Genomic DNA, 26,308 nt, shown 5'->3' with positions numbered 1-26,308 from the left:
CCCTTTTTCCCAAAGTTTGGAAACAGGCCGGTAATTACATTCATTTCCACCCACCCTAAAAACACCCGGCGGTTCCCATACTCAGATGCAGAAACCAACCCGGTGATTTTTCAAGGTCCGGTGGGTAAAAAATAAAGGAGCAAGGAAGCCTTCCTTGCTCCTTTTCTATTTGGTAGCGGGGACAGGATTTGAACCTGCGACCTTTGGGTTATGAGCCCAACGAGCTACCGGACTGCTCCACCCCGCAATAATACAAAAGGACACTCCGGAAAATACCGGAGGGTATTGAGTGAATATACCGATTCTTAAACTTTGTCAAGTGGGAAGCCGGACAGTATGCGCGGGAACCACAGGGATCCGGTTTTGTATTTCGGAAGCACTCAACGGCCATTGTATAAGAAAGATCCGGGAATAGCCACCCCTCATTTTTGCAGCGTGAACATTTGAGTGCCAACAACGCCCATTGTGTATTGACCGAGGCCGCCTATCACCGCAACCGTCCGCTCGCAGAAAAACCCGATATGGGTGGGATCATCCTTGTACCACCAGTTCCCGAAGTGGGATGTAGCGTCCGCTCGTTCGACGAATTCCGTGGTCATCGCTGTTGAAAATACCGCCACACCTCCGGGAACCATGACGTTCACAATCTCGCGGATTTCTTCCAGAGGGTTGGGCAAATGCTCTATGACCTCCACCGCAACCACCGCGTCGAAGGGACGAGGGTAGTTCTGCTCTTTCAGGAAGCCGTGCTCCATCGGGTCCAGAGCGGTGACATCGTAGCCCCGGATTTGCAGTTCCCGCGTCAACGCTCCCGACCCCGATCCGAAATCAAGCAAACGTTGATGAGGGATGCCCATTTCTCGCAGAATCTGTAACACTCCATCCGCCTGGTTTTTGAACAAATCCTCTGTCTGATCGTCCCATTGCATCTTGTAATGCCCCTCAGTCAGCTCGTTTGAAGGCAGGTGATTGGTAAAGATGTACCAGCATTGGGGACATTTATGGAAAACCCGTTCATCCCGGTAAAACTCGGGAGAGGGGGCCTGGCAAATCCGGCATTCTGGAGCGGAGGACGATTCAAGCACAGGTGGATTTTAACACCGGCAAGGATAAAGGCAAGGCGTTACAGGGAGGGCGCGGGTTCCTTCAACCCAAACGAAAACCGCGAGCCAGCACTCAACAAACAATCCGGTTTTGAAATTTCCGGACGCTGTGTATTATTGTAAAGATAAGGATTTGTGAATATTTATTCTTCCTTTGAGCCGGCCTCATGTGGACCAAACGCATTCTAATTTTTCTTCCCCTGCTGGTCGTCCTCCTCCTGCTTCAGTCGTATTTCTGGGTGCCCACTTATGACAAACAGGCGGCCGGCAACCCGGAACGCCTGCGCCAGTTCATCGAGACATCGATCGGCGACGCGGAAATCCTGAACCCCATTCTCAGCGCCGACACGGCCAGCAGTCGTATCAACGGCTTCGTGTTTGACGGGTTGATCGATTACGACGACCAGCTCAACCTGCGAGGCCGGCTGGCAACGGACTGGGTTATATTTGAAAACGCCTACCTGCAGATCCTTCCCGGTTTTCGTGTGGGAAGGCAAACGCTCGACACGCCGCAAGACTGGATTCAATTCATCCGCGAAAGCACCAAAGAAAAAAAAGCGTGGTGGGAGAACATCAAGTCGGTCACCGTTCAACCCGCCCGGCGTATCGACGATGCGCTTTCCCTGCCGGAACTGGGAGCGGACGGCAATCCGGTCATGAAAAACGGATTCCCCAAAATGACCGATGTGCGTTATCAGATCAAACGACCGGCGCGCATTCACTTCCAATTGAAAAACGTGGACCAGCATTTTTTCGTCCCGCTGGAAAAACTGTTTGGCGACAGTCTGTTCGCGGAGTACCCCCACGAGCGTTTTGTGAAAGCGGGTGATACGAAAGAAGCGGAGCGGCTGGCACGGCGTCACGCGGAAATCATGCCGGTTAAGGAGCACAACCCTGTCATCCGTTTTAACTTGAGGAAGGGAGTTCGTTTTCATGATGGACATGAATTCGATTCCGGGGATGTCCTGTTCACCTACCGGGCGCTGATGAACCCGAATAACGCCTCACCGCGAACCTCAGATTACGAACCGGTCAAAACCGCCGAGGTGCTGGGTCCGTACGAAATTCAATTCGTGTACAAGCGGTTGTTCTCACCCGCCATCACATCCTGGATGATGGGCATTTTGCCTGAGCACCTGTTGAACGCGGAAGTCCTCAAAAAAGAAGCGGAGGCGGCGGGGAAAACCCCCGAGGAAATCAAAAACCTGTCCATGCGGGACAGCGCTTTCAACCGGCATCCCATCGGCACCGGGCCGTTCCAGTTCGAACACTGGGAAGGGGACGTGGAGATTCGCCTGACGCGCAACGACGACTATTGGGAGGGCCCGCCGGAGTATGGCGAGTATGTCATGCGCATCATCCCCGATGCCATCACGCAGGAGATGGAGTTCTATGCCGGAGCGGCGGACAACTACAACGTCCAGCCGCACCAGGTGGTCCGGCTGAAGGATGATCCCAAGTTCCACAGCATCTCCACGGTGGGCAACAATTACTCCTACATCGGTTACAACCTGCGAAAGCCGCTGTTCGCCGACCCCGAAGTGCGGAAGGCTCTCGGCATGGCCATCGACGTGGACAAGATCATCCAACACGTCATGTACAACCAGGCGGAGCGGGTGACGGGACCGTTTGCCAAAGGCACGCAATGGTATGACGAATCGGTGAACCCGATTCCGTACGACCCGGAAGGCGCGCTGAAAATATTGAATGGCCTGGGCTGGAGGAAAAACGCCGACGGCTGGCTGGAGAAGGATGGCAAGGTGTTCGAGTTCAACCTCATCACCAATCACGGCAACCCCATCCGCAAAAACATCATGACCATCGTGCAGAACAACTGGCGCAAGCTCGGCATCAAGTGCAACACGCAGCTGTTCGAATGGGCGGTGTTCCTGAAAGATTTCGTCAACGCGCTCAAGTTCGATGCGCTGATCCTGGGATGGAGCATGGGATTCGATCCCGACCTGTATCAACTGTGGCATTCCAGCCAGACGCACCCGCGGCAGCTCAACTTCGTCGGTTATAAAAACGACGAAGCCGATCGCCTGATCGTCGCCATCCGCCGCGAGTACGACCAGCAGGTGCAGGAACAGATGACGCACCGGTTGCACCGCCTCATTGCCGCTGACCAACCCTACACGTTTTTGTTTGCGGGAAAATCCACGCTCCTGCTGGACAAGAAAATCGTCATTGTCGAGAAACAGCCCGACGGCAGCGAGGAATACAAAAAGATCCGTCCGGTGAAAGGCGGGCTGGTCTATTACCATTTCAACGACTGGCGCAAGCTCGCCGCGGTTCCCAGTTTCTCGCAGTGAGATGCCGTGTTCATTTCATGACGCCGCGCCCCAGAAAGATATCCACCGTCCCCTCCGTGTTGCTGACAACGGCGACGTCGTCCAACCCGTCGTTGTTGAAATCGGTGCTGATGATCGCCAGCGGCGTGCCTCCGGTGACGTAGTCGCGTACCGGAAAGCGGAACGCGCCGTTCGGGTGGCGCGTGATCAGGGAAAAGGAACTGCTCCTGGAATTGGCCACCACAACGTCTTTATGATGGTCGCCATCGAAGTCACCGATGGCGAGGGAGACGGGTCCGCCGCCGCCTGAAAAGGACACCGGGCGGCCAAACTTGCCGTTGGTGCCCATCGGAATGTAATACAGGTTGTCGCCCTTGGCGGAGGTGGCGACCAGGTCATACAGGCCGTCCCCGTTCATGTCTTCTTTCACCAGGGTGAGACAACGCAGTCCCTGGGCAATCCGCTCGCTTTGCCGGAAGGTGCCGCCGGAACTGCCGGTGAAAATGCGGATGGAGCTGGCGTTGCTGGACTGCACGGCCAGCAGGATGTCCTCGATCCCGTCGTCGTTGAAGTCCCCCGACACCCCGGAGCTGGAGCGCGATCCGGTCTCGTAAGTCTCTCCGCGTTTGAAGCGTCCGTCCCCGGTACCGAAGTGCAGTTCCAGTTTGCTGAATGTCAGGGTCACCGCCACGTCCTTGTGGCCGTCGCCGTTGTAGTCCCCGACGATGAGAGCCAATGGAACCGGACCCGTCGGCACCGACTGCATCGGATAAAATGTCCCCCCGCCTTTGCCGAGAAGGACCTGGAACGCTTCGCCGCCTTCGCTGTTGAAAAGCAGGTCCGGCGTATTGTCATGGTTGATGTCGGTGATGACAATGTGAGACGGCTCCACGGGCACCTGGAGGGTCTGGGGCGATTCGAAGGTACCGTCGCCCCTGCCGAACAGGAAGGTGAGGGTGTGGTCCTTGGAGTTGGCCACCACGAGATCCTGGTTGCCGTCGCGGTTGAGATCGCCGTGAGCCAGAAAGACAGGTCCCCAGCCCACTTTCACCGTGTTGTACGGGCTGAGGGCATCGGGGGGAGGTTCAGGCAGGGAAAGGTCGCAGCCGCTCCAAAAACCCACCAACCCCAGAATGAGGCCCAGCCAGAGGGTGGCAATCCGGTTAACGGTCCATTTCATGATGTGCCCTCCGGGGCCGGAAACGGGGGTTTTCCCCTTGCTTTTAAGGCCTTGTTGTGACAGTATTTACCAAATTTTATCTTACCCACATCCTCGCTCCGGCCGACGCGCCGGGGCTATAACTCATGAGGAGGTCTCAATTGCGAAGCTATCAGTCTGTCCTGATTCTGAAACCTGATCTCGACGAAGGCCATGTCGATCAGGCCGTCGAAAAAATCACCGCCCTCATCCAGAAACACAGCGGGGAAGTGCTGAGGCTGGAAAAATGGGGCAAAAAACGCCTCGCGTACAAAGTCAAAAAGAACAAATTCGGTTATTACCTCAATATTTACCACACCTGCGGCGCCGGGGAAATTCCCGCTCTTGAAAAAGAGTACAAGCTGATGGATGTGCTCATCAAGTTTCTTGTGATCGTGCTTGATGAAAAGGAACTCGAGCGGGCCATGAGCCGGGGAACGGAATCCGGCGAAGAGGGCGAGGAGTCCAAGGCATCCAGCGGGGAAGGGGAAAAGGAACCCAAAAAGGAAGCCGCTCCAGCCGCATCCTGATCCGGACGCCGGCACCGTCTTGAATCGTTTGGAAGGACATCACCTATGGCCAGTGTGAATAAAGTATTCCTGTTGGGCAACCTGACCCGCGACCCGGAACTGCGTTATACCCCAAGTGGAGCCGGCGTTGCCAGCTTTGGCCTGGCGGTCAACCGCCGGTACAAGGTCGGCAACGAAAACAAGGAAGAAGTTTGCTTCGTGGACATCACCGTTTGGGGCAAGCAGGGTGAAAACTGCGTCGAGTACCTCAGCAAGGGCAGCCAGGTCATGATCGAAGGCCGCCTTCAGTTCCGATCCTGGGAAACGGATGACGGCCAGAAGCGCAACAAGCTGGACGTGGTGGCCAACAACGTGCAATTCCTTGGAAAACCGGGCGGCGGCGGGGGCCGCAGCATGGACAGCTATGAGGAAGAAGACGGCATGGGTGTGAAAGACGATATCCCGTTCTGAACAACGACATTCGAATAAATTGAAAACAAAGGTAGCCAGAAAATCATGAACAAACCAAAAAAACGCGCATTCTTTTCACAGAAAATCTGTCGGTTCTGCGCCGAGAAAATCCAGCACATCGACTTCTACGACATCAAACTGTTGAAGCCGCTGATCTCGGAGCGGGGCAAGATCGTGCCGTCCCGCATCTCTGGCAACTGTGCCCGGCACCAGCGACAACTGACCACCGCCATCAAGCGGGCGCGCAATATCGCGCTGTTACCGTTCACGGTCGAGCATTGATTTGTGAATGACCCGCTGACACCCAGGGATCTGTTCCTGCCCTTCGGGATTCTGCTGGTCATTCTGCTCCTGGGAACCCTGGTGCCGCCGCTGGGTGTGGTTGGAGGCATTTTTGTACCGGTGCCACTGATCCTCATTTACCTGCGTTACGGCAAACAGGTGGGGCTGGTCTCCATCGCGCTTGTGTTCGTCGCGGTGCTGATGATGATGGGGATGAAGCAGGCGATCCTGTTCGTCACGGAATACGCCGTGGTCGCGGCCATTCTCGGTGAGACGGTGCGGCTGGGTTTCCCCTTTCAGCGCAGTGTGCTGTTTGCGGCGCTGGGATCGATCGCCCTGTCGGCAATGATGATCCTCGTGATCTCTGCGGGCCAGGAGTTGTCTCTGACCCAGCTGTTCGAGCAGGAATTCCGGAAGGGTGCGGACCAGTACATCAAGTCCCTCGAAGGGTCGGACGGAAAACCGGAAAACAAACAGATGCTGGAGGAGATGGCCGACCGGGTGGTCCACATGTTCGCGCTGTCGTTCCCGGCATTGCTGGCGATCGGTTCGCTGTTCGCCACCACGCTCAATTACCTGGCGGTGCGCTGGGTGTGGCTCCGGTTTTACAGGCTGGGCGGGCTGTTTGAAAATGCCGATCTCACCCGGCTGATGATCCCGGACAACTGGGTCTGGTTCTTCATCATCGGTACCGGATGCGCGGTTCTGGGAGAGGGGTACCTGCAGGCACTGGGACTGAATTTGTTCATTGTGCTGGGCGGGCTGTATTTTTTGCAGGGACTGGCCATCTTCCTGCATATATTGAAAGAGAAAAGCATCCCGAAGTTTTTCTGGTACCTGGCTTTTTTGCTGATTTTCACCCAGCCGCTGTTGATCGGGCTGGTCGGTGGACTGGGGTTGTTCGACATCTGGGTGGATTTCCGAAAAATCCGCACCCCACTGCCGGAACCGGAATCCGATGAGGACGACGACATCGGGCCGCTGGGATGAGACCATTTGAAACCGAAATCTGTAGTGCAAATTTGTTATTATTGCGTTGTGTCAATCAGGGAGTGTGAATCAAACGATGAAACTTTTACTTTTGGAAGAAGTCGACAAGCTGGGCCACCTCGGCGATGAGGTGGAAGTGCGCGACGGTTACGGCCGCAATTACCTCATCCCGCAGGGCAAGGCGATTCTGGCAACGGCCAACAACGTCAAGGAATTCCAACACCACAAGGGAATCATCCAGCGCAAACTGAAAAAGCTGAAAGGGGAGGCGGAAACCCAGGCGGAAGCCATCGGCAAACTGCGCATCCAGGTCAGCAAGAAAGTGGGCGACCAGGGCAAGCTGTTCGGTTCCGTCACGTCACAGGAAATCGCGGACCTTGTGGAAGCGCAGGGCATGCAGATCGACCGGCGCAAGATTCAGTTGAGCGACCCGATCAAGGCGCTGGGAGAGTTTGAGGTCCCCCTGAAATTGCACCCGGAAGTGACGGCGAAGATTCACGTCACCGTATCCGCGGAAGAAGAGCCCAAGGCGGATACGGAAGAAGAAACCGCCACGTCTGAACAGGCCGAAACCGAATCCGCCTGAAGCGGCGTTTTGCCGCCCCGGCGGGCCTTCACCCAACACTCGAACCGGAACCGCCCATGCCGGATGTCTCTGATATTTCCCTGAGGCGCCTTCCTCCTTACAGCGAGGAGGCGGAGCAGTATGTGCTTGCCGCCTGCTTCGGTTCCAATGACGTCTTCGCCCGCGCCCTGGAAATCATCGGGCAGGACGATTTCTACAAGGCCGCGCACCGGAAAATCTTCGGTGGCATGCAGGGCCTGTTCGAGGACAACGAACCCATCGACATTCTCACCTTGGCCGATCGCCTGCGGCGGGACCATGCCCTGGACCAGGTGGGCGGCCTCGATTACCTCGACTTTCTCGAGAACCTGGTACCGACGGCGGAAGCCATGGGCTACCATGCGCGCATCATCCGTGAAAAGAAAATCCTGCGCGATCTCATCGAAACCGCGACTGAAATCGTCACCCACAGTTACGAGGATTCCGACGGCGCGGAAGTGATTCTCGACCGCGCGGAACAATCGATTTTCCAGATTTCCGAGCGCCGCACCCGCAGGACGTTTTTCGGCATCAGCGAAATCATCAAGAGCAGTTTCGATTCCATCGAGAAGCTGTTTGAAAGCCCGGGGATGATCACCGGTATCGAGACCGGGTTCAAAGATCTCGATCACATGACCTCCGGTCTGCAGCGGTCGGATCTCATCATCATCGCGGGACGGCCCAGCATGGGAAAAACAAGCTTCGCGCTGGACATCGCCCGTTTTGCCGCCAGCAAACGAAAAGTGCCAACGGCCATTTTCAGTCTTGAGATGTCCAAGGAACAGCTGGGCATGCGCATGCTGTGCTCCGAAGCGCGCGTCAGTTCCGTGAAACTGCGCACCGGGTTTCTGGCGCGCGAGGACTGGCCGAATCTCACCGCCGCGGCGGGGCGCATCTCGGAGGCTCCCATTTTTATCGACGACAGTCCGCAGGTCAGCACACTGGATGTGCGCGCCCGCGCCCGGCGCTTGAAGGCCGAACACAACCTGGGGCTGGTCATAGTGGATTATCTGCAACTCATGCATGGCATCCAGAAGACAGAGAGCCGTCAACTTGAAATCTCCGAAATCAGCCGTGGCTTGAAAGGACTGGCCAAGGAGTTGGACGTTCCCATCATCGCGCTTTCCCAGTTGAGCCGCGCAGTGGAAAGCCGGACGGATAAGCGGCCCTTATTGTCCGACCTCCGCGAATCAGGTTCCATTGAGCAGGATGCCGATGTCGTGGCCTTCATATATCGGGATGAAGTTTATAATGAGAGTTCGGAAGATGCAGGCAAGGCTGAAATATTAATCCGCAAACAACGAAACGGCCCTATCGGAGAAGTCAAGCTTGCCTTCCTGAAAGAATTCACCCGCTTTGAAAACCTGGCCCATCATGAATTCGAGGCCCCCATGGTTGAAGCCTGATTCGGAACCTTTCATGAATCCATCCCACCCACGTCGCCTTTTATTGCCCGCACTCGCATTTCTTCTCACTGCAATTTTTGTATGGACCGTCCCGATTGAAGCCCAGGCGCCGCATATGGAGTGGGACCGGTTGTCCCCCTTGCAGAAAGGAGAGATCTATCTTCTAAGAAAAAAACCGGCGCAGGCTCTCGAAACCTTTCGCAATATCTGGCGGCAGGAACCGCACAACCATTATGCGGTGCGGGGCATTGTTCGTGCTTACCAGGTTGGGGACCAACTTGACGAGTCGCAGGTGTTCTTTCAGAAATTCGTGAATGACAATCCCGAAGCCGCACCGGCGTGGTATGGGCTGGGTTACACCTATTACCAGATGGGAAGGTATTCGGAATCGCAAGGCCCCCTGGAACGCGCGGTGGAACTGGACCCGAAACTCGCACTGGCCTGGAACGCTCTGGGCGCGGCGTTGACGCAGTTGAAAGATTACGAAACCGCTGTGAAATACGTGAAACGTGCGATCGATCTGCATCCTTCTGAAGTCATGTTTTTCCGCAACCTCAAAATGATTTATCAGCGCAAGGGAACACCCCGGGAATTTGAAAACGAATACCGGTATCATCTTAAGTCCGGCAATACAGCGGTGGCGAAGCAGTACGGTTTGGTCATGGCGCAAAACTTTCGTCAAAAAAGTTTTAGCGAATACGCTGGCGGGAACAAAAATAAGGCCATTGGACTGACCCGTGAAATGCTACAGGTTTACATGGAAATCAACCACATCACCGGGGTGGTCGCGGCGCACTTCAGCCTGGGGCTGCTTCTGGAGGAGACCGGGGCCTTTGAGGAAGCCCACTCGGAATACCGGGAGGTCTTAAAAATCAATCCGAACCACCTGCAGGCACGGGAAAAAATCCGGGCTTTGGAAGAAAAAAATAACTGATCCCATATTTTTGATAAGTTTTTGAATTTATGTTTGTTAGGTTTTATCCGCTAAGGATTAAGGATCGCCGATATTCAAAAACCATTGACAACAAAGGAAGTAAGCAATTAACCTTGAGACGATTTCGTCCGCAGAGGGGCTTTCTGCGCTTAAGGGCTTGAAAAGTAAAAATAAAAAGGAGGTATGGTGGATAAAGAAGTTTACACCATAGTGGTTTTTCCCGAAGCCACCGAAAAACCCAAGCGATTCCAGATTCCCAAAAAATTTGCCAGAGTTGCCTTGTACACGAGCCTGGTGTTGGCAGTGGGGTTTGGGGGTGCGTTCGCGTATCTGACCCAGCAGTTTCTTCAGTTCCGCGAAGATAAGGTGGAACTGGCCGAACTGAAGCGCAAAAGCAAAATCCAGAAAGTGCAGATAGAAAAATTCGGGAAGCGGGTGCGAACGTTTGAAACCGAAATGTCCCGGCTCGAAAACTTTGAGAAAAAGCTTCGCATCATCACGGCTCTCGACAAGGATTCCAAGCCCAGAGATGAAAACTGGGGTGTCGGTGGACCCCACGGTCTCTCCAATCACAGCATACGCACTGCTTTGGATAAGGAAGTGCAGGCCATGCTTGACAGTCTGGAAGGGGACCTGAATATCCTTACCAGCCAGGCGAAACTGCGCCAGGTTAGCTTCCAGGAATTGGACGAATTTTTCAAGAACCAGCGGTCGCTGTTGGCATCCACCCCGTCCATCTGGCCGACACGCGGTTGGGTGACTTCCGGTTTTGGATATCGAAAATCCCCGTTTACCGGCCTTCCCGAAAAACATGAAGGACTGGATATTGCTTCCCGCAAGGGTTCCGAAATCCGTGCGACTGCCGACGGCAAGGTCATTACGGCCGGGCGGCAATACGGTTACGGAAACCTGATCGAGATCGATCACGGTTATGGCGTGATCACCCGCTACGGACACAACTCCAAGAACCTTGTTAAAGTGGGTGACAAGATTGAGCGCGGCGACCTGGTCGCGTTGGTAGGCAACACCGGCCGCAGCACGGGGCCCCACGTCCATTATGAAATCATTGTGGACGGGATTCCGGTAAACCCGCGGAACTATATTCTGGAAGACTGATCCGGCTGACCCGTCTTCCGGCTCCACTCGTCTCATTTCCTCTTGGTGTGACGCACCCCGTGCAGCCTGCACAGGAGTCCACCTTATTTTATGACAGGCATTTCCCGCCGCTGGCCCCGCGCAGTCGAAAGACTGAGGAAGTCCGTGGGCCTTTTATGTTAATCTGTTCATCAAAATTCGAACCCGAACAGGACGAAAACGCCAATGGTATTAGGACTTATAAAAAAAATTGTCGGTACCCGCAATGACAGGGAATTAAAACGGATCCAGTCTTACGTGGACCAGATCAATGAACTGGAGCCAAGCATCCAGGACCTGTCCGACGACCAGTTAAAGGCGAAAACCCAGGAATTCAAGGAACGTCTCAAAGGCGGCGAGGATTTGAATGAAATTCTTCCCGAAGCATTTGCCGTAGTCAGAGAGGCCAGCAAGCGCACCCTCAAGATGCGTCATTTTGATGTTCAGTTGATTGGGGGCGTCGCCCTGCACGAGGGCAAAATCGCCGAAATGAAAACGGGTGAGGGGAAAACCCTGGTTGCGACGCTTCCGGTTTATCTCAACGCACTCACCGGGCGCGGGGTTCATGTTGTTACGGTCAACGATTACCTGGCCAAGCGCGACGCGGAGTGGATGGGCACCATCTACCGCTGGCTGGGTCTGGAAGTGGGCGTGATCTACCATGACATGTCCGAGGAGGACCGCAAAAAAGCCTATGCGTCGGATGTCACCTACGGGACCAACAATGAGTTCGGGTTCGATTACCTGCGCGACAACATGAAGTTTGCGGCGGAGGACTACGTTCAGCGGGAACTGAATTTCGCTATCGTGGACGAGGTGGACAGCATCCTTATTGACGAGGCGCGCACGCCGCTCATCATCTCGGGTCCCGGCGAGGAATCCACCGACAAGTATTACGTTATCAACAGTGTCATCCCCAAACTTCAAAAAGAAACTCACTACACGGTTGACGAAAAAGCCCGTTCCGTTGCGCTCAACGACGACGGCATCTCACTGGTTGAGAAGCAGTTGAACATTGACAACCTTTACGATCCGTCACACATCGACATCCTGCACCATGTTAACCAGGGATTGAAGGCTCACGCACTGTTCAAGAATGAGGTCGATTACGTTGTCAAGGACGGGAAGGTCGTCATCATCGACGAATTCACCGGACGCATGATGCCGGGACGGCGTTACAGCGACGGCCTGCATCAGGCCCTGGAGGCGAAAGAAGGGGTCGAGATAGAAAATGAAAACCAGACTCTCGCCACCATCACATTCCAGAATTACTTCCGCATGTACGACAAGCTGGCAGGCATGACCGGCACCGCCGACACGGAAGCCGAAGAATTCAACTCCACCTACGGCATTGAGGTTCTCGTGATTCCCACCAATCAACCCATGGTGCGCGACGATCAGGCTGACCTCATCTATCGCACCGAAAAGGAAAAGTTCGATGCCGTTATTGAGGAAATCCAGGAATGTTACGAAATAGGACGTCCTGCCCTGGTGGGCACCATTTCTATTGAGAAATCCGAACTGTTGAGCAAGCACTTGAAGCGTTGTGGTGTGCCGCACAATGTTCTGAACGCCAAGCACCACGAACAGGAGGCGGAAATCATTGCGCAGGCGGGACAACAGAAAGCGGTGACGATTGCCACCAACATGGCCGGCCGCGGTACCGATATTGTTCTTGGGGAAGGCGTGCCGGGTCTGGGGGGACTGCACATCATCGGCACCGAACGCCACGAAAGCCGCCGTATTGACAACCAGCTTCGCGGCCGCTCCGGCCGACAAGGGGATCCCGGTTCCTCGCGTTTTTATCTTTCCCTGGAAGACGATCTCCTTCGCATCTTCGGTTCAGACCGCATTTCCGGTTTGATGGGCAAACTCGGTATGGAGAACGGTCAGCCCATTGAGCACGCCATGGTCTCGCGGGCGGTCGAAAATGCACAGCGCAAGGTGGAGGCCCACAACTTCGAAATTCGCAAGCATCTTTTACAGTACGACGATGTCATGAACAAACAGCGCGAGGTGATCTACACCTTGAGGCGGGAGATCCTCACTTCGGCCAACCAGAAGGAGCTTCTGTTTGACATGGCCGATGAGGTGCTGGGCGAACGCATCGACGAGATGTGCCCGGAGGGGGTGTATCCGGAAGAATGGGACATCGAGCAGGTCCACAATTATACCGACCGGGTTTTCGGCGTGGGAATCACCAAAGCCAGCGATCAGGAACTGGAAGTCTGCGGCAAGACCCGGCTGGAGCTGGAGCATTGTACTGCCGCTCAACTGCAGGAAACCGTCCTCAATATGGCCATCGAGCGTTACGAAGCCAAGGAAGCGCAGGTGGGTGGGGAATACATGCGCTACCCGGAACGGATGATCATGCTTCAGGTTCTGGATAATTTGTGGCGCGAACACCTCCTTGGCATGGATCACCTCAAAGAAGCCATCGCCTTCCGTGGTTATGCACAGAAAAATCCGCTCAATGAATACAAGAAGGAAGGGTTTCAGTTATTCAGCGAAACCACCTTTCGCCTCAAGGAAGAAATCTGTGAGTTCCTGTTCAAGGCCCAGATCACCAAGGAGACGGTTTCCACGCTGGAAGAAAATCAGGAACGGGAAGCCCAGAAAGTCCGCGAACACCGCGGTGAGGGGGAAGGGGAAAGTAAAACCGAACCGGTTCGGCGGGATGATAAAAAAGTCGGCCGGAACGATCCCTGTCCCTGTGGAAGCGGAAAGAAATACAAAAAGTGCCATGGCCAGTGACGGCTGGACCGAGAGCAGGACTCAGGAGACTTCCAGGTTTTCCTGGCACTCGATACAAAGCGGCGTCAGCGGCATGATCTGAAGGCGCTTGACCGGAATGTTTTTCGAACACCCCTCGCACACCCCGTAGGTTCCCTTTGCCATCTTGAATAATGCCTCTTCAATCAGCTTCAACTCGTTGCGCTCGCGACTGGAAAGCTGAAACGCCATCTCCCGGCCTTCCAGGCTGGAAGCCAGGTCGATCTCATTGCTGAACGTGATCTCGCCGATGTTTCGCTCTACCTCCTGAGACGACTTGATCATCGTCATCAGTTCATTGCGCTGTTGGATTAATTGGGAGCGGATTTTGAGGATGATTGGATCGAGGTTTCGCGGCGGCGGCTCCTTGTGAACCGGCTTTTCCACGGGTTCTTCCACAACAGGAGCGGGTCTCGGTTTAGCCGGTGATTTCACTTTCCTTTGGGTCGGTGTGGGTACGGAGGCGGCTGCTTTTTTGGGAGCGACTTTTTTCTTTACCGGAGCGGCCTTTTTGGTGGTTGTTTTTTTGGCTTTGGTGGATGCTTTTTTTACCTTGGCTCTGGTTTTTTTCGTGGCTTTGGTGGTTGTCTTTTTTGCCGCTGTCTTCTTTTTTGCGGTTTTCTTTTTTGGTGTCGATTTTTTCTTAGCCTTGGACTTGGCCTTGGACTTGACCTTGGTTTTGGCTTTGGTTTTGGCCCGGGCTTTCGACCCTGAGGACTTTTTCTTCACCACTGCCTTCCTTGGGCTTGCAGATTTTTTCTTTTTAACAGCCACCGCGCAGTCTCCTGTTTCAGTAGAGGTGTGGGTACGTGTTTTGAAAAAGAAATCCTTTTGACACGTGGTTCCGCTTTAGAAATTGCCTATTTAACTCTGATTGCCTTGCAAACTCAAACTTTTTCTTACAGCCTGGCTTGCTGATTAACAGTAAATGTGTATAGAAAAGCCAAAAAAGAGTATCACTGGAGGCCTCAAAGTACAAGATTTTATTTACCTTATACGGATTTTCCGGTTTTCCGCCATGTGGTGGGATTTTTTCAAATTTCATAATCCACGACAACCGTGGGATGGCAGAGCTCCCGCGCAAGTTGAATGACCGGTTGGTGCACCGGGTGCCGGGCGTAGGACTCAAGCCCCTTCCTGTCGTCAAAGTGAGTTGTCAGAACCACGTCAAAGGACCGTTCCGACTCTTTAAAGTCACGTCCGACCTCTATGAACCGCAGGGTATCAATTTGGCCCTGCATGCCATTCAGCGCCTCGACCAGAGCGTCCACGTTCTCTGGGGTTTTTTCTTTCAGTTTGAACATGACGATGTGTTTGACCATCCGCATTCTCCATTTGGTGGGGATTGAGTTTTAAAGAAGGACAAGGGTACCCGTATCCCCTGTCTCAATCAAGCCTTCCGCGTTTTGAAGTGAAAATGGAAGGCGGGTTATTGTATGGTGATACAGGGCCTGAAGTTCAATCGATCGATTTATGGGTGAAACGATTCTATGTCGTGGTTGTTTGGTGCCGGATTGGGATTTTTGCGGGGTGGGCCGCTGGGAGCAGTGGTGGGCGGCGTGGCCCAGCATTTCCTGTCCAGAAAATTTCAGAAACTGGTTCGGAAAAGCCTGCCGGGGGTGAAGAACGAGCCGGTGTTCGTGGGTTGCATCATTGTGGTGATGACGAAGATTGCCATGATCAAGGGCGCTCTTCTACCACGCGAGGTTGAAACCATTTACCGGTTTTTTGTGCGCAACCTCAATTACCGCGAAGGGGACTTCGACGGCATCAATCGTGTTATCCGCGAAACTTACGAAAAAAATCCCGACCTGCAGCCGATCGTCGAGCAGTACAAGCAATCTTCTGAATCCAAATACCGCGCACTTCTTTTAACGCTTGCCTACCAGGTGGCGCTGGTGGAAAACTCCCTCTCCGAAGAAACTCAAAAGGAGATCAACGGATTGGCCCGCCTGCTGGAGGTATCTCACGAACGGCACAACGGCATCCGGGAGCAGTTTTCACTGGACAGTCTGGTGACGCCGTACGGCATCCTGGGCGTTCCGGTTTCCGCAACCGATGAGGAAATCAAAAGGGCGTACCGCCGAATGGCCGCGCAGTATCATCCCGATCGCGTCGCCCACCTGGGAGGGGAGGAGGTGGAGCTGGCGCACATCCGGTTTTTGCAGTTGCAGGAAGCGTACAAGGAAATCCGACGGATGCGGCGGTTCTGAGTTCAGGAACGGGACGAGGAAAAAAACGATTTCTTCGGCTTGCTTTGTTTGGGAGGGGTGTCGTTTTCCATGGAAGCCGTATCGGCTGGGGGAACGGGATCCGAAACGGCTGCGGAATTTTCTTTGGAAGCGGTCGATCCTGATTGGCCGTTGCCCGTCTTTTCGCCGTTCTGCGTTTCGGCATCGAAATCCGGCGGCAGTTTGCGCAGAATGACGGAATTGATTTTGCGCTTGCTCGCCTCTTTTACAGTCAAACGGCAGTCCTGAACGATCACCTGGTCGCCCGCGACGGGAATTTTCTCCAGCCTGTCGATCATCAGTCCCGCCACCGTTTCGTAATTGCCTTCGGGCAGATCCAGGTCCAGTTCCTCGTTGAGCATGGCGATCTCAATGTCTCCCTGCACCAGGTAACCGTCTTCATCGTATTTTTCATAATATTTCGGCGGCTCGTCGTACTCGTCCTCGATTTCTCCGACGATCTGTTCCAGCAGGTCCTCAATGGTGATGATGCCCACACACCCGCCGTGTTCGTCCACAACAATAGCCAGGTGAAGGCCGCGTTGTTGCAGTTCCTTCAACAGGTCGTCGAGTTTTTTGTTGGGTGGGATGTAGTACGCCGGGCGGATCAGGTCGGTGATGGGACTGTTGTCCGGCGGGATCGTTAACAGGTCGAAGGTATTGAGGATACCGATCAGGTTGAACATTCGTTCGTGAAATACGGGCAGGCGTGAAAAACCCGATTCCATGGCCAGCTTGTTGGCTTCCTCCACCGTCGCTGTGTCCGAAATAGCGTAGAGCTGGATCAACGGCACCATGCACTGCTCCACCGTAAGCTCGCTGAAATTGAAAATCCGGTGAATCATCACCCGTTCTTCCGGTTCCAGCTCGGAGGTGTTCGACTCCGGATGCGAGATGTGGCGGATCTGTTCGCGGCTCACCCTCGTGTAGCTGGGAACATCCGATTGCCGGAGGATTTTTTTATAGATGAACGCATTGAGGTGAGTGAACATCGCGTTGAACGGTGCCAGGATTTTGCCGACGATGTTGAGCGGATACACCATCGCCGACATGATGGCGTCGGAACGACTCTGGAAAATGAGCTTCGGGATGATTTCCCCGGCGAACAGGATGAACGGGGAGATGATGAGCATCGAAAGAAAATCCCCCCAGCTTCCAAATGTCGTGACCAGGTAGCTCGTGAAGACGGCGGTGGAACTGACCACGCAGACATTGGTTCCGAGCGAGGTGATGGCGAACAGTTGTTCGGGTGTTTGCAGGAGCTTGTTGATGAGGCGGGCGGATCGCACCCCTTCGCCGGCGAGCTGTTCCATGCGAATGCGGTTGACGGAGATCATGCCGATCTCGCAACCGGAGAAAAAACCTTCCAGCAAAATGAACACGCCCACCAGAAGCAGTGTGGTTCCCAGGTCCATCAGCCTGCGGCCTCCTCTTCAACCGTATTCGGTTCGGGCTTTTTCGTGGCGGTCACGGTGAGGTGAAGGCTCAAAATACGCGCTCCTTTCATCTTCTCCACGCGGAATTTGAAACGCTCGAAACTGATGGTTTCCGCAGAGCGGGGAACGCGGCCGAACAGGCCAAATACAAAACCGCCAATGGTGTTGAACTGTTCATCGGGCAACGAGGTGGTGAAGTAATTATTGAACTCCTCGATACTCAGCATGGCATTCAGGCGGTACCGTTTTTCCGTGATCTTGTGTATGAAGCTTTCCTCCCGGCGCATTTCGCTGTCAATCTCACCCACCAGCTCCTCCAGAACGTCCTCCAGTGTGACCAGCCCGTCGATGCTTCCGTATTCGTCCAGCACGATGGCCATGTGGCGTTGCGACTTGCGGAAATTCTTCAGCATGTCTTTCAGGTTCTTGGACGCGGGCACGGTGAGTGCCGGCTTGGCGATGTTTTTGAGATTGAATTTTTCCGGCGGCAGTTGCCGGAAGTTGGCCAAATCCTTGGTCAACAGCACACCGACCAGGGTTTCTTCGTCCTCTTCGAAAACCGGAACGCGGGAATAAAAGTTTTCGATGATCTGGGGCAGGATCTCGTCCATCTTCTGGTTCACCGTGATGTAGAACATGTCGATCTTGGGCGTCATGATCTCCCCCACGGTCTTCTGCCCGAATTCGATGACGTTGTGAATCAGTTCGCCTTCCTCGGCGTCGATGATGCCCTCGCCCTCGCCGATCTTCACCATGGCGCGAAAATCCGCATCGGTGATGATGCCTTCTTCTTCAAAGGTCGGGACGCCCAGGTAGGTGATGACTTTCTGGGCAAAGCGCACGAAAGGCTTCTGGATGGGTTGGACCAGGTAAGCGAACACTTTGAGGGGAAACGCCGCGAGCAGGGCGAACCGCTCCGCAAAGTTGAGGGCCATGGATTTCGGCAGGATTTCACCGAACAGCAGGATGAGGAAGGTGCCGATCCCGATGGCGATGGCGACACCCATGTCGCCAAAAATCGTCAGGGCAATGGAGGTGGCCAGTGCGGACACACCGATGTTGACCAGCTCATTGCCGATGTAAATGGTGATAAGCAGTTCGCGGGGCGTTTGCAGCAAGTCGCTGACCAGGTTCCCTGTCCGTCCGTGTTGGTCTTTGAGAGAGGCGACTTGAGCGGTGTTGAGGGAAAAGAAAGCCGCTTCGCACGCCGCGAAGAATCCGGAAAGCCCCAGTAAAGTGATCAGTATGACGGACCGGGGTAATATCGATGACTCGTCCAAAAGTTTTTTTATGCCCCCAAAAGGCCGGAACTCATTGCCTGAGCCCGGGAGATGCGTTCCCGCAAGGGATGAGGCCGTGGTTCAACCATTTTCTTTAAAGTGATTGAATCCCGCAGGCTTTCGGAGAGTTTGGCGGCGTCCGTTGGTGCGGACCCAAGTGACCCCTTGGCGGGCCGTGATCTCTCCGATTTGAGTCACAGGCGTTCCGTAATTAACAAACGACCCCATCAATTTTTTAACATCTTCAGATTTTAATGTAAATAACAATTCATAGTCCTCCCCACCCCCGAGAGCCAGTTCTCCAGCCTCCAAACCGTTTTTAATGCATGTTTTTTCAAAGGGTTTACTGAGTGGCAGAGCGGTCTCCCAAAGCTCCCCCCCGACTTCGGAGGCGCTAAGCAGGTGGCCCAGGTCCTGCGCCAGTCCGTCACTCACGTCGATCATCGACGTCACCCGCAACCTGGATTTCGCCAGTCTGGTGGCTTCCTTCACGCGGGCTGTGGGCTCGAGGTGCCGTTTGATGAGGTGTTTGCGGTCAGCGGTGCTCCCGGACCATTTTTTATCCGGGGATTGCAGGATCTGAAGGCCAAGAGCGGAGTCGCCGACGGTGCCGGTCATCACGATGGCATCGCCTGGTTTGGCCCCCTTGCGGGTGAACAGACGCTTTTTGTGGGTTTCCCCCACCATCGTCAAACTCAACATCCAGTGTTCGGGTGTGGACACCGTATCTCCGCCCAGGAGGTCCAGCCCGAACGCCTCACAGGCGCGGCCGAGTCCCTTGTAAAGCCGGTCGAGGAAGTTCACCTTTGTGGCTTTGGGAATACCCAGGGTGAGGACGGCAAAGCGTGGCGCCGCGCCCATCGCCGCCACATCGCTGGCGTTGACCGCGACCGTTTTCCAGCCCAGTTGCTCGGGTGTGGTGGTGTTGAGGTCGAAATGAACGGTTTCGATCAGCGCATCGGCGGTCACCACCAGGTAGTTGCCCCCGGGTTGGGAATACACCGCGCAGTCGTCGCCGATGCCTTTCACAACACGTCGCGACCGATGGGGTATGTGGGAGGCCAGCCGGGCGATCAGCCCGAACTCGCCCAAGCGATCGAGGTCCATTGCCTGCCCCGGGTACGGGTATCCGCTGTCACTGGTTTTCCTTGAAAAAGTCGCGGGCGAGGGAATCGAAATCCGCCTGCTTCTCGATTTTGATGGTCAGCTTGTCGCCCACCTGGAACCCGTTCTTCTGGAACGTATTCAAATCCAGCGTGATTTCGAATTCGTTGCTGGTCTCGTCGATCCAGATCTCGAGGTCCCTCTCATACTCCGCCTTATTGGGCGGAACCTTGATATGTGTGATCTCACCTTCAAACATGAGCATACAGTGAATCCTTTCTTGCAACGGCCCTGCAATGCCGCGCGGATAGAACGCTGATCGATGTGAAATGGTTTCGCGGGCCTCACGCGGAACAGCTGACCTGCATGCCGAGGTAAGGTTCCGGTGTGTCGCTTGCGTAGTGTTCGGGATCGATGCCCCATTCCCGGAACAACTCCGGCTGGTCCCCGAAGGGGTGCTTCAGGATAACCCGAAGCCGTTCGATTTCCGAATAATCATTTTCCTTGAGGGCCCGGTCGATGGCCTGCTGTGCAAGGTAGTTGCGCAGGATGAATTTGGGGTTGACGGCGTCCATCTCTTCCCTCTGCTCTTCGGGGGAGATGTCCTCCCGCTCCAGCAGGCGCGTGTACCGATCCAGCCACCCGTCAAGTTCGTCGGGGTTGTTGGGGAAATACGTGCGCAGGGCGTCGAGGGTGCCGCAACGGAACCCTGAAAGGGCTCGGAAAAAGTTGGTGTGGTCCGGTTTGTGCCGGGAGAGGAGCTGGATCAATCCACTGACCAGGTTGTCGAACTCGGAGTCGAGCACACTCAATCCCAGTTTCCGTCCCATCATCGTACGGTTGTAGTGGTTGAAGCGGGCGGCGTACTGTTCCAGCTCTTTCTGCAATCGTTCGGGCTCGACCAGGTGAGTCAGCGTTTCGCCCAGCTTGGCCAGGTTCCAGTGGCCGATCTGCGGTTGCTGGGCATAAGCGTATCGTCCGTGGATGTCCGAGTGATTGGGGATGAACATCGGGTTGTAGCGGTCCATGAAACCAAAGGGGCCGTAGTCGAACGTCTCGCCCAGGATCGACATGTTGTCCGTGTTCATGACACCGTGGGCGAAGCCGACGGACTGCCAGCACGCGATCATCCAGGCTGTTTTGTCCACCACCTGTCCGAACAGTTGGGCGTATTTGTCCGGGGCCGGTTTCAGCTGCGGAAAATAATGGTGGATGACGTGATCGGCGAGTTCGGTGACCTTTTCCGGCCGGTTGGTGTAGTGGAAGTAATCGAAGTTGCCGAAGCGAATGTGCGTCCGGGCGACGCGCACCAGCACCGCGGCGGGTTCCGGCAATTCGCGCTGGACCAGCTCTTGAATGCCGACCAACGCAAGGGCGCGGGTGGTGGGGATGCCGAGGCCGGCCATGGCCTCCCCGCACAGGTATTCGCGGATGGAGGAGCGCAAGGTGGCGCGTCCGTCAAAGCCGCGGCAAAACCGCGTCTGACCACACCCCTTGAGGTACACATCCCAGAACTCGTCCTGTTGGTTCTGGACTTCCCCCAGCAAAAGCCCGCGTCCGTCGCCCAGTTGCGGATTGTAGCTGCCGAACTGGAAACCCGAATACACCATCGCCAGAGGCTGGGCTCCGGGCAACATCCGGTTGCCGCCGAAGTGCTGCCAGAATTCAGGCCGTTCGAATTCCTGAATATCGAGGTCCAGCAGACCGGCGACGTCCGGATTTTTGGCCACGGGAAACGGGTTCGACACAGGAGTGGGGGGCTTGTACTGGTAAAACTCCCCGCCCAGGCGGACGAACCGGTTTTGAAAATTCAGTGTCTCCAGAGTCTGCAACAGCTTTCCTTAATAATCTTCCCGGACCTTGAAATCTTTCGAATAGTAGCCAACCAGATCCTTGATGGAAAGGATGCCCACAATCTTGTCGTCATCCGTGATTCCCAGGTGCCGGATTTTATTTTTCTGCATGTACCGGTTGGCCTCTTCGATCGGCATGAAGCGGTCCATGCTTTTGATCGGCGAACTCATGATCTCGGCGGCCTTGATTTCTTCCGGATTTTTTCCCTTCGACAGAACCTTCTGGGTGAAATCCCTCTCGGTCAGAATACCGATGTCTTCTCCATACTGTTCGATTATCAGACTGCCGACGTGGCTCTGTTCCATCAGTATCGCCGCGTCCTGAACCGAGGCATCCGAATCGATGCGCAGTACCGGGGACGACATGAAGTTTCCGACTTCTTCAAGAATATCTGTCATGGGATCCTCCTTTGCAAAAGTTGAAGGAGCGATGAACCCTGCGCTGGTGTTTAAGATGTGCCGTATTCAGGCAGGGTTTTTTGTATGACTGAAAACGTTGAATGAAATACAGGTTTTGATTAAGGGGGAGGGCGGGAAACGATACAACAGGAACGGATCTTCCCGGGGTCGAAAGCAAGCCCGTCTGAGAAGGGGAGGGACTATTCGTTATTTCGGACCAGCCACACATAATAGTTTTTGGCGGTGGTGTGGTGCCAGAAAATAGCACCGATATTAAAATGGATCAACCATGCGCCTTGTTCACCCTGCTGGCACATTTTTTTCTGATACCGGTCTTCCACCACGGATACTTTCTCGCAGGTGGTGGAGGTCCAGTAATAGTGCCCGCGTCCATCATCGAATATGGGGTTGATCCATGCCTTTTGTCCACTGACGTTTGCGACTCTCTCATTATACAACAGAGTTTTGAGCTCTGGTAAAGTCGGAACCCGCCACCCGGTCTTGCCCGACTGCTGTGCAGTCAATGCCAGGTCTTCCGCTTCCTTCAGGGAGTACTTTTTGTCGCGGATTCCGGCTTGCAGCCATTCCAGATTGTTGACCGTGTCCTTGACCGTGCCATCCCCGTTTTCTACAAACTTGGGAGTCGGGAGTTCCTCCAATCGGGTTTCGGACACCTTTTTGCACTCGACCAGCAACGGGGCGGCATTCGGGCATTGATTCAATATGTCAAAATGGCCCATGGTTTTCATCATGGAACACACTTCCTCCTTGGTGCAATCCGCCCAGACCAAAGACACCATGGAAAACCAGAGAATCAATCCGATTGCCAGAATACGCATTGTGCCAACTCCTTGAGGGAATGAAACGATTATTCAGGGTGATTCATCGAATTTGGCAAAGAATACTATATTTTCCGACATGAAGATACGCCAAAATTTCCCATTCCGGACCCCCGTAATTTGAGGATGTTCTTTCTATTTTTTATTTAGCCCGCGCAATGGAGAGAAATCAGTTTCTCAAAGAGGCGATGGCCTGATCGAGCGCCTCCAATGCAGCTTTACCGGGCATCTCCAGCATGAATTCTGTGCGCAACAGGGCATTGGCGGAAGGGTCGAGATTGATGTTGACCACCGGCGCACCCTGGTCGCGGAAATGCATGGCCAGGTAATCGTTGGTGGGCACTGCACCGGAACTTCCAATCAACAGCACTGCGTCCACCGGGTTTTTAATGAAGCGCGAAAAATTGACATCCTGCTCCGGGTGCCCGGTGTACTGCGCGTCGCCGAACATGAGGATGTGCGGACGCGCCACCGCGCCGCATTGAGGACACAGCGGAAAGTTCGACGCCTTCATGGTGTCATAATCGAGCCCGCAAAGCGGCACCGCGGGTTCGTCCCAGAAATCGTCACAGCACGGGCGCGTGCACTGCAGTCGCCACATGGAACCGTGGACTTCCTTCACCTTGTCGACCGGGGCTCCGGAGCGGAGATGATACCCGTCGGTGTTGGTGGTGTGGATGAAAGCGTTTTCAAACACCTCGTCCACCCAGCGGTTGAGAATGTGGTAACCGGGGTGCGGCCGGTTTTCATCGGCGTTGCGCCGTCGCCATTCATAAAATGCCCAGGCGTGTTCCAGCTCGTGTTCGAACGCCCACGGGTTGGCCAGGTCCTGCGCTTCCAGTCCCTTGGATTTGAACGGAGGAAAATTCTTCCAGTACCCCTCCTTGTCTCGAAAGGTGGGGATGTTGGAGTCGGCACTCATGCCGGCGCTTGTCAGGATCAAAATCGAGTTGGCCATCGAAAGCACTTTGGCACAACGAAGGAGTTGGCTAGAGGTTTCCATCCCATTCTCCGAAAAACTGTTGCAGATACTGTTCCATAAAGCGATGCCGCTCCTCGGCCAGGGCACGGGCCGTCGCGGTGTTCATGCGGTCCTTGAGCAGCAGCAGTTTTTCATAAAAGTGATTGATCGAGGGTCCCTTGTTTTTTTTGTATTCGCCGAAGCTCTGATGAAGCACCGGCTCCTGCGCCGGGTCGTGGATCAGCCGGTTCCTGTTTCCCCCGTAGGCAAAGGCGCGGGCGATGCCCACAGCGCCGATGGCGTCCAGACGGTCCGCATCCTGCACGCACTGACCTTCCAGGCAATCCACGGGCGTCGTCACCCCGGCTCCTTTGTAGGAGACTTTGGAGATGATGTCGCACACCCGTTCCACTGTCTCCTCAGGCAGATCGTCCTTGAGAAGGTTGCGGATGGTTTCGTAACCCTGCTGTTCTTCGCCGTTTCCCAGTTTCCAGTCGGCGACATCGTGCAGGAGGGCGGCGATCTCCACAACCGTACGGTCGGCGCCCTCGGCGTCGGCCAGTTTGCAGGCCATCTGCCACACCCGGTGGACGTGCCACCAATCGTGACCGGAGCCGTCGTCCGCGAAAAACGATTGTGCAAACTTCCGGGTTTTTTCAATGACGGCGGAGGACATCAGGCCACTCTTTCGGTTGGGGGTGGTGTATTTTGCGGAATCTTAATATACTCATTCACAATTTCAACATCTAATCGGCCAATTGGAAAGGAACCGGCAACGCATGGTGGGCCACACCCCTTTATCGAAAAGTATTCTTGAAAGCCGTTACCAGAAGGGCGACTCCTTTTTTCATAAGTTGAGCCCGGGCTGGAAGATCCTTACGGTGCTGGGTCTCCTTGGTTGGATTGCCCTTGCGGACCTGACGGTGCTGGTCGGTCTCACGATACTGGTCGTGCTTTGCACCATCAGCGCGGGCATCCCCCTTGCCACGTTGCTCAGGCTGCTCCGGTCATTGAGATGGTTGCTTCTGGTGATCGGGGTGTTCCCGATGCTGTTCACACCCGGCACCGTGATTCCGGCTTTGAGTTTCCTTCCGGTTCCCATTACATGGGAGGGTATTTATGGAGGGACCATGGCCTGCATGAAACTGACTGTGATGTTTGCGCTGTCGATCCTGCTCACCCGCACCACTCCGCCGATGAGTCTCATTGAATGCCTGCAAAGGTGGGTGATCCTTCCCTCGCCCGTTTGGAGACAGAAAATTCTGGACGTGTTCACGGTGGGATTGTGGTCGATTCAATTGATCCCGATTCTGTGCGTTGAAGCGGAGCGGTTCATTCTGGGCGAAATGGAACGGCGGCGGGAAGCGAACGCAGAAACGCAAAAGAAAATGGGTCTGCGTGATGCATGGTCGGCGGCGTTGCTTCTGGGACCGTTGGTCACGCACCTGTTTGGTCAGGTGGACCGTTTTGCGTTGGAGTTGCAGCAGGGAGGCGAAACCGTGCCAGAGCAGGGAGCGGCTTGAATGGAGCGGAGAATCAGCGGGGTCGGTGCAGACCGCATTCCTTGTGCTCGGGATTTTCCCACCACCAGCGTCCGGCCCGGATATCCTCGCCCGGTTCGATCGGCCGTGTGCACGGCGCACAGCCGATGCTCGGGTAATTCCTCGCGTGCAGGGCGTTGACCGGAATCTTGTTGTCCTGGATATACTGGTTCACCTGTGCCTCGGTCCAGTCCGCAAGCGGATTGAACTTGACGAGCGGGGGGTGGTCTGCATCCTCATGCGCTTTTTGAATGTCGCTACGCGTCACACTCTGCTCCCGGCGCACGCCCGTAACCCAGGCGTCTAGTTCGTTCAGGGCACGTCCGAGCGGTTCTACCTTGCGGATGCGACAACATTCCTTACGGTTTTCCAGGCTTTCGCGGAACGAGAACAGGCCTTTTTCCCGTTCCAGGGTTTCCACGGCGGTTGCGTCCGGGAAGTAAGCGCGAATGGGGATGCCGTACCTGGCGCGCGTTTTTTCCATAATTTCGTACGTTTCCTCGTGCAGGCGACCCGTGTCCAGCGTGAACACGGTGAAAGGTTTGCCAGAGCGGTGTGCGAGGTCGATCAATACCATGTCCTCCAAACCGAAGCTGGAAGCGATGCCAGCCCGCTCGCCGAAACGGTCCAGCGCCTCGTTCATGATCTCAGAGGCTGATTTTTGCTCAAATTCCTGCCAGTTCATACTTAAACTCCCGAATCGACGAACGATTATGTAAGACAGTGTACTACACTGCCGGGCGGGGAAAAAGAAACTGTATTATTTACCAAGGTTTACACCGGATTGCAAGGAACGCTTTTTCCCTTGACACCCTCATCAAATCTGTATATATAAGGTGATTCGAAGGGCTCCAAAGCCTTTATTTTTTCAGGGTCTAGGCGTATCCGGGCAGGGTATAAGACCTTGAAAATAATGGGCTTTTGGGGTACCCATTGCGCCAATGGGGACCGCAGTAGGAAGAGAAATAGT

27 protein-coding genes and 1 tRNA gene are annotated in these 26,308 nt (G+C 54.8%); 13 read left to right on the top strand and 15 right to left on the bottom strand.

Annotated elements, in window-relative coordinates; all coding sequences use genetic code 11:
* Positions 1-170: 170 nt before the first annotated feature.
* Both ACTRW9_RS12310 and ACTRW9_RS12305 read right to left on the bottom strand, forming a co-directional pair.
* Positions 171-247, bottom strand: a tRNA-Met gene (locus ACTRW9_RS12310).
* Between the two features lie 175 nt (positions 248-422).
* The gene (locus ACTRW9_RS12305) at positions 423-929 is read right to left on the bottom strand and encodes a class I SAM-dependent methyltransferase (RefSeq protein ID WP_442429578.1); all 507 of its coding nucleotides are present in this window, start codon (positions 927-929) and stop codon (positions 423-425) included.
* 341 nt (positions 930-1,270) lie between these two features.
* Here ACTRW9_RS12305 and ACTRW9_RS12300 point away from each other — a divergent pair, with 341 nt between their 5' ends.
* Entirely contained in the window at positions 1,271-3,415 is a 2,145-nt protein-coding gene (locus ACTRW9_RS12300; RefSeq protein WP_442429577.1) for an ABC transporter substrate-binding protein, read from the top strand.
* 10 nt (positions 3,416-3,425) lie between these two features.
* Here the strand turns inward: ACTRW9_RS12300 and ACTRW9_RS12295 are convergent, their stop codons facing one another.
* Positions 3,426-4,574 carry an FG-GAP repeat domain-containing protein gene (locus tag ACTRW9_RS12295; protein WP_442429576.1) on the bottom strand — a complete coding sequence of 383 codons (1,149 nt, stop codon included), beginning with the start codon at positions 4,572-4,574 and terminating at the stop codon, positions 3,426-3,428.
* Positions 4,575-4,714: 140 nt separating this feature from the next.
* Here ACTRW9_RS12295 and rpsF point away from each other — a divergent pair, with 140 nt between their 5' ends.
* The 9 genes from rpsF (at position 4,715) to secA (ending at position 13,676) form a co-directional block, all read left to right on the top strand.
* Positions 4,715-5,122, top strand: a complete 408-nt coding sequence (gene rpsF, locus ACTRW9_RS12290; protein ID WP_442429575.1) for a 30S ribosomal protein S6 — start codon at positions 4,715-4,717, stop codon at positions 5,120-5,122.
* Positions 5,123-5,167: 45 nt separating this feature from the next.
* Entirely contained in the window at positions 5,168-5,572 is a 405-nt protein-coding gene (locus ACTRW9_RS12285; protein ID WP_442425295.1) for a single-stranded DNA-binding protein, read from the top strand.
* A gap of 45 nt (positions 5,573-5,617) precedes the next feature.
* Positions 5,618-5,854 (top strand): 30S ribosomal protein S18, encoded by a 237-nt coding sequence (rpsR, locus tag ACTRW9_RS12280; protein WP_442425296.1) that lies wholly within the window; start codon positions 5,618-5,620, stop codon positions 5,852-5,854.
* 3 nt (positions 5,855-5,857) lie between these two features.
* The gene (locus tag ACTRW9_RS12275; RefSeq protein WP_442429574.1) at positions 5,858-6,844 is read left to right on the top strand and encodes a DUF2232 domain-containing protein; all 987 of its coding nucleotides are present in this window, start codon (positions 5,858-5,860) and stop codon (positions 6,842-6,844) included.
* Positions 6,845-6,920: 76 nt separating this feature from the next.
* A complete protein-coding gene (rplI, locus tag ACTRW9_RS12270) occupies positions 6,921-7,430 on the top strand; it encodes a 50S ribosomal protein L9 (RefSeq protein ID WP_442429573.1) in 510 nt (169 codons plus the stop codon).
* A gap of 56 nt (positions 7,431-7,486) precedes the next feature.
* The gene (dnaB, locus tag ACTRW9_RS12265; protein ID WP_442425299.1) at positions 7,487-8,854 is read left to right on the top strand and encodes a replicative DNA helicase; all 1,368 of its coding nucleotides are present in this window, start codon (positions 7,487-7,489) and stop codon (positions 8,852-8,854) included.
* A 13-nt stretch (positions 8,855-8,867) separates the two neighbouring features.
* Positions 8,868-9,788, top strand: a complete 921-nt coding sequence (locus ACTRW9_RS12260) for a tetratricopeptide repeat protein (RefSeq protein ID WP_442429572.1) — start codon at positions 8,868-8,870, stop codon at positions 9,786-9,788.
* Positions 9,789-9,971: 183 nt separating this feature from the next.
* Entirely contained in the window at positions 9,972-10,904 is a 933-nt protein-coding gene (locus tag ACTRW9_RS12255; protein ID WP_442425301.1) for a M23 family metallopeptidase, read from the top strand.
* 204 nt (positions 10,905-11,108) lie between these two features.
* Positions 11,109-13,676: a preprotein translocase subunit SecA gene (secA, locus tag ACTRW9_RS12250; RefSeq protein WP_442429571.1), complete on the top strand. Its 2,568-nt coding sequence runs from the start codon at positions 11,109-11,111 to the stop codon at positions 13,674-13,676.
* Positions 13,677-13,697: 21 nt separating this feature from the next.
* Here secA and ACTRW9_RS12245 read toward each other — a convergent pair whose 3' ends face one another.
* The gene (locus ACTRW9_RS12245) at positions 13,698-14,081 is read right to left on the bottom strand and encodes a TraR/DksA family transcriptional regulator (RefSeq protein ID WP_442425303.1); all 384 of its coding nucleotides are present in this window, start codon (positions 14,079-14,081) and stop codon (positions 13,698-13,700) included.
* A 64-nt stretch (positions 14,082-14,145) separates the two neighbouring features.
* Between ACTRW9_RS12245 and ACTRW9_RS12240 the strand changes: the two genes are divergently transcribed.
* Positions 14,146-14,529, top strand: coding sequence for a hypothetical protein (locus tag ACTRW9_RS12240; protein ID WP_442429570.1), 384 nt, complete (start codon positions 14,146-14,148; stop codon positions 14,527-14,529).
* 199 nt (positions 14,530-14,728) lie between these two features.
* On the opposite strand, the gene ACTRW9_RS12235 is transcribed toward ACTRW9_RS12240, so the two are convergent.
* Positions 14,729-15,022, bottom strand: a complete 294-nt coding sequence (locus ACTRW9_RS12235; protein WP_442425305.1) for a Dabb family protein — start codon at positions 15,020-15,022, stop codon at positions 14,729-14,731.
* A 162-nt stretch (positions 15,023-15,184) separates the two neighbouring features.
* Between ACTRW9_RS12235 and ACTRW9_RS12230 the strand changes: the two genes are divergently transcribed.
* The gene (locus ACTRW9_RS12230; protein WP_442429569.1) at positions 15,185-15,907 is read left to right on the top strand and encodes a DnaJ domain-containing protein; all 723 of its coding nucleotides are present in this window, start codon (positions 15,185-15,187) and stop codon (positions 15,905-15,907) included.
* Positions 15,908-15,909: 2 nt separating this feature from the next.
* On the opposite strand, the gene ACTRW9_RS12225 is transcribed toward ACTRW9_RS12230, so the two are convergent.
* The 9 genes from ACTRW9_RS12225 to ACTRW9_RS12185 all read right to left on the bottom strand — a co-directional run bounded on the left by ACTRW9_RS12225 (position 15,910) and on the right by ACTRW9_RS12185 (position 24,473).
* Complete coding sequence (locus ACTRW9_RS12225; RefSeq protein WP_442429568.1) at positions 15,910-17,340, bottom strand: hemolysin family protein; 1,431 nt, start codon at positions 17,338-17,340, stop codon at positions 15,910-15,912.
* Positions 17,340-18,641: a hemolysin family protein gene (locus tag ACTRW9_RS12220; RefSeq protein ID WP_442425308.1), complete on the bottom strand. Its 1,302-nt coding sequence runs from the start codon at positions 18,639-18,641 to the stop codon at positions 17,340-17,342. The genes ACTRW9_RS12225 and ACTRW9_RS12220 overlap by 1 nt, the downstream gene beginning before the upstream one ends.
* A gap of 81 nt (positions 18,642-18,722) precedes the next feature.
* Positions 18,723-19,748, bottom strand: a complete 1,026-nt coding sequence (gene thiL / locus ACTRW9_RS12215; RefSeq protein WP_442429567.1) for a thiamine-phosphate kinase — start codon at positions 19,746-19,748, stop codon at positions 18,723-18,725.
* 28 nt (positions 19,749-19,776) lie between these two features.
* A complete protein-coding gene (locus tag ACTRW9_RS12210; protein WP_005009883.1) occupies positions 19,777-20,010 on the bottom strand; it encodes a hypothetical protein in 234 nt (77 codons plus the stop codon).
* 79 nt (positions 20,011-20,089) lie between these two features.
* Positions 20,090-21,577 carry a protein adenylyltransferase SelO gene (locus tag ACTRW9_RS12205; protein WP_442429566.1) on the bottom strand — a complete coding sequence of 496 codons (1,488 nt, stop codon included), beginning with the start codon at positions 21,575-21,577 and terminating at the stop codon, positions 20,090-20,092.
* A 9-nt stretch (positions 21,578-21,586) separates the two neighbouring features.
* On the bottom strand, positions 21,587-21,997 hold the full coding sequence (locus tag ACTRW9_RS12200) for a CBS domain-containing protein (protein ID WP_442429565.1): 411 nt from the start codon (positions 21,995-21,997) through the stop codon (positions 21,587-21,589).
* Positions 21,998-22,197: 200 nt separating this feature from the next.
* Positions 22,198-22,836 carry a DUF1566 domain-containing protein gene (locus ACTRW9_RS12195; RefSeq protein ID WP_442429564.1) on the bottom strand — a complete coding sequence of 213 codons (639 nt, stop codon included), beginning with the start codon at positions 22,834-22,836 and terminating at the stop codon, positions 22,198-22,200.
* 169 nt (positions 22,837-23,005) lie between these two features.
* Entirely contained in the window at positions 23,006-23,839 is an 834-nt protein-coding gene (locus tag ACTRW9_RS12190; protein ID WP_442429563.1) for an SIR2 family NAD-dependent protein deacylase, read from the bottom strand.
* Positions 23,826-24,473, bottom strand: coding sequence for an HD domain-containing protein (locus ACTRW9_RS12185; protein ID WP_442425314.1), 648 nt, complete (start codon positions 24,471-24,473; stop codon positions 23,826-23,828). The genes ACTRW9_RS12190 and ACTRW9_RS12185 overlap by 14 nt, the downstream gene beginning before the upstream one ends.
* Before the next feature lie 103 nt (positions 24,474-24,576).
* On the opposite strand from ACTRW9_RS12185, the gene ACTRW9_RS12180 reads away from it, so the two are divergent.
* The gene (locus ACTRW9_RS12180) at positions 24,577-25,320 is read left to right on the top strand and encodes an energy-coupling factor transporter transmembrane component T family protein (RefSeq protein WP_442429562.1); all 744 of its coding nucleotides are present in this window, start codon (positions 24,577-24,579) and stop codon (positions 25,318-25,320) included.
* A 13-nt stretch (positions 25,321-25,333) separates the two neighbouring features.
* Here ACTRW9_RS12180 and ACTRW9_RS12175 read toward each other — a convergent pair whose 3' ends face one another.
* Positions 25,334-26,023 (bottom strand): phosphoadenylyl-sulfate reductase, encoded by a 690-nt coding sequence (locus ACTRW9_RS12175; RefSeq protein WP_442429561.1) that lies wholly within the window; start codon positions 26,021-26,023, stop codon positions 25,334-25,336.
* Positions 26,024-26,308 lie beyond the last annotated feature (285 nt).

Origin of the sequence: Nitrospina sp. 32_T5, assembly GCF_052156635.1 — a bacterium.
Classification (GTDB): domain Bacteria; phylum Nitrospinota; class Nitrospinia; order Nitrospinales; family Nitrospinaceae; genus Nitrospina.
This window is presented reverse-complemented; position numbering and strand designations above follow the sequence as displayed.